General features: G+C 54.4%; 2 protein-coding genes and 1 pseudogene. 1 reads left to right on the top strand and 2 read right to left on the bottom strand.

Translation table 11 applies throughout. From position 1 onward, the window contains the following. Positions 1 to 681, bottom strand: a pseudogene (locus tag A3730_RS17085) (DNA mismatch repair protein MutS); the annotation flags it as partial. Between the two features lie 275 nt (positions 682 to 956). Between A3730_RS17085 and A3730_RS17080 the strand changes: the two are divergent. Then, on the top strand, positions 957 to 2,312 hold the full coding sequence (locus tag A3730_RS17080; RefSeq protein ID WP_063520676.1) for a site-specific integrase: 1,356 nt from the start codon (positions 957 to 959) through the stop codon (positions 2,310 to 2,312). Between the two features lie 7 nt (positions 2,313 to 2,319). Here A3730_RS17080 and A3730_RS17075 read toward each other — a convergent pair. After that, positions 2,320 to 2,965, bottom strand: a 646-nt coding sequence (locus A3730_RS17075) for a hypothetical protein (RefSeq protein WP_231883984.1), incomplete at its 5' end; no start/stop codon positions are given.

Raw genomic sequence — 2,965 nt, 5'->3', positions numbered from 1 at the left:
TGGCTCACCGAAACCGGCCAGATCCTGTACCTGAAATTGCTGACACAACTGACGGCGGGCGGCGTCTTCGTCAAACTCCCAGCCGGGGCGTTTGCGGGTGCCCGGGCGCTCGGCCCAGCGGCCTGGCAGGCCGTGTTCCTCGCTGAGCAGCAGCTCAGCAGGTGACCACCGCTCCAACAGAGCCTGCAGTTGTTCGGCACCTTCTACCTGGGTGACCACAAACCGCCCGGCGGCCAGGTCCAGGCTGGCGCAGCCGTACTGATTATTGTGATCAAAAACCGCGCACAGAAGATTGTCGCGGCGCTCTTCCAGAAGCGCCTCGTCACTCACGGTGCCTGGGGTAACAATGCGCACCACCTTGCGTTCCACCGGCCCCTTGGCCAAGGCGGGGTCACCAATCTGCTCGGCAATAGCTACCGATTCACCCAGCTTCACCAGCCGCGCCAGGTAGTTCTCTGCCGCATGATAGGGGATCCCTGCCATGGGAATCGGCTTGCCGGCACTCTGGCCGCGTTGGGTCAGGGTAATGTCCAGCAGCCGCGCCGCTTTTTGCGCATCCCCAAAAAACAATTCGTAGAAATCCCCCATGCGGTAGAACACCAGCTGGTCCGGGTGCTCGGCCTTGATCGCCAGGTATTGCTGCATCATAGGTGTGTGTGCGGATAAATTGGGGTTCGCCATATGTGCGTTTCAGCCTGTTTTTCCTTTTATTTCGCTATATATTCAAATGGTTAGCGAAATATGTGATTTCCGGTAGTGTCCGTGGGTGTCCACGGAAATCCACCCCAATCCGCAAAATTAGTATAGGTTTTAGTATAGGTTTTTGGTTTTTCCTTCGAAAAGGTGATTTTGAAGGTGCTATACTGCCAAAAACCTATACCAAATCCCCTGCAGGCCAGACGGGGCCTGCGATGCGGGGATTTGCTTGAAAGCGTTAGTGTTGGTGGATCAAAGCGATGGAGCATAGCAAACAAGGAAGCAAGCAACTATCGGTCCGTGCCATTGAGGCAATGCGGCCAGGGGATAAGGTCAAAACCGACGGGGCTGAGAACGCTGGGTTGCGGGTTACCTGCGGTTCCTCGGGTCTGAAAACCTTCACTTATCGCTACCGAAGCCCCGAGACGGGCAAGCTGGTTCAGGTCAAGATCGGCAATTTCCCTGGTGTGAAGCTTGCAGAAGCCCGCCTTGAGGTCTCCAAAATGAAGGAGCTCAGAGCCAAAGGGATTTGTCCCAAAGCCGAACGGGATCGTCAGCTCCAGGCAGAAAAGGAGGCAAAGGCTGCACAGGCGCAAGCCGAAGCCGTGGCCGCTTATACTGTGACAGATCTGGTCGAGCAGTATCTGACGGAAGTCATTGAGGATCGGACGGTGACAGATCCGAGAACCGGGGAGAAGAGACGGATGCCTGGGGCCAGGAAGCCCAAAGGACAGTGGGAGGTGCGACGTACTCTCCATAATGACGCTGTCCGGGTGTTAGGCGATAAGCCAGCGGCGGAGGTAAAGCGAAAGGATGTGGTCGACCTGATCAAGGAGATCCTGGATCGAGGCGCGCGGGTCCAAGCTGGGAATGTGCTCCGGGAGTTCATTGCTGCCTATGAGTACGCCATTGGGCTGGAGCGTCTACCTGACGATTTCCCTAACCCGGCCTGGTTGGCCAAGGCCAGCTTGAAGACTGCCAGGATCCGTATGAGCCCGAACAAGGGCAAGAGGGTGCTTTCGGACAAAGAGCTGGCGGCGGTTCTGGCTTGGCTGCCGGGCTCGGGCTACTCCACCACTCAGAAGAATGTCATGCGGTTCACTCTTTGGACTGGTTGCCGGACAGGGGAGGTGTGTAACGCTGAGTGGAAGGATATCGACCTGGAGGCAGGTTCTTGGCATTTGAGGGACTCAAAGAATGGAGCGGAGCGATACGTTCAGTTGCCAACACAGGCCATCGAATTTCTGAGTCAGCTGAAGCTGACTACGGATAATTACCCTTTTCCGTCAACTCGCACCAGGAAGCCAATCCAGCAAAAGTCGCTAACCGAGACAAAATGGCACCTGAAGAACCCCGAAAAACTGAAATCTGGACGGAGTTACACAGCTGCGCAGCTTTGGCTAACTTCCATTCCTGACTGGTCACCCCATGACCTACGGCGGACCGTCAGGACTGGCTTGGCCCGATTGGGCTGCCCCAGCGAGGTCGCTGAAGCGGTGTTGGGGCACTCCCGTAAGGGTATTGAAGGAACCTATGACCTGCATAGCTACGAGGCGGAGTGCCGTGAGTGGCTGCAGCGGTGGGCTGATCATATACAGTTGTTCTACGAGACATAGCTAGCATTCATACCGAAGAGATTTTTCCGGGTGTGCTCGCATTGTCATGGGATGTCTCACTCTCATGAAGGTCTTCTCCTGGCAATGGTGTCGCAGGAGGTGTTGTCGAAGCGAGGTCAGGTACGCTCACTTGGAGTTCCCGATGTTGGGGAGGGGGCTGGTGTATTTGCCCTGTGTTCAATAAGAGCTCGAGCTTTTCCTCTATCAGATCTTCAATAACCTTGTTTTGGGGTTTGTTGATGCTCTCAGACAGTTTCTTCAAGTTGTTAATTGCCCTCATGCTGAGGACCATATTGATGTTCTTATAGTCGGTTAGCCGTAGCTTTGTCCTGTATTTGTGCTGACTCCAGGCTGACTTGATTCTCGCTGTAAGTTTGGCTCCTTCTCTCCCGCAAAGAACATCAAGCTCTGCCATTCGTAGAACAAGCGCGTCGTATTTTTCAACCACAACTACCTGATGCCCTGATCCCTCTAGCATTCCTTCTACTTGTTTAAGGAGTAATCGTTGGGCTGTTTTGTTCTCGTTCAGGTAGCGTGCCAGCCAAGAGATTTGCTCCCTATTGTTTCTGGCTAGCCAGCGACTGAATGTTTGTCGAGATAGCTCGATCTCATCATTTTGAGTGATCATGGGCCTGTTCCAATCTTTATTACAT

The organism is Alcanivorax sp. HI0044 (assembly GCF_001634945.1).
This window is presented reverse-complemented; position numbering and strand designations above follow the sequence as displayed.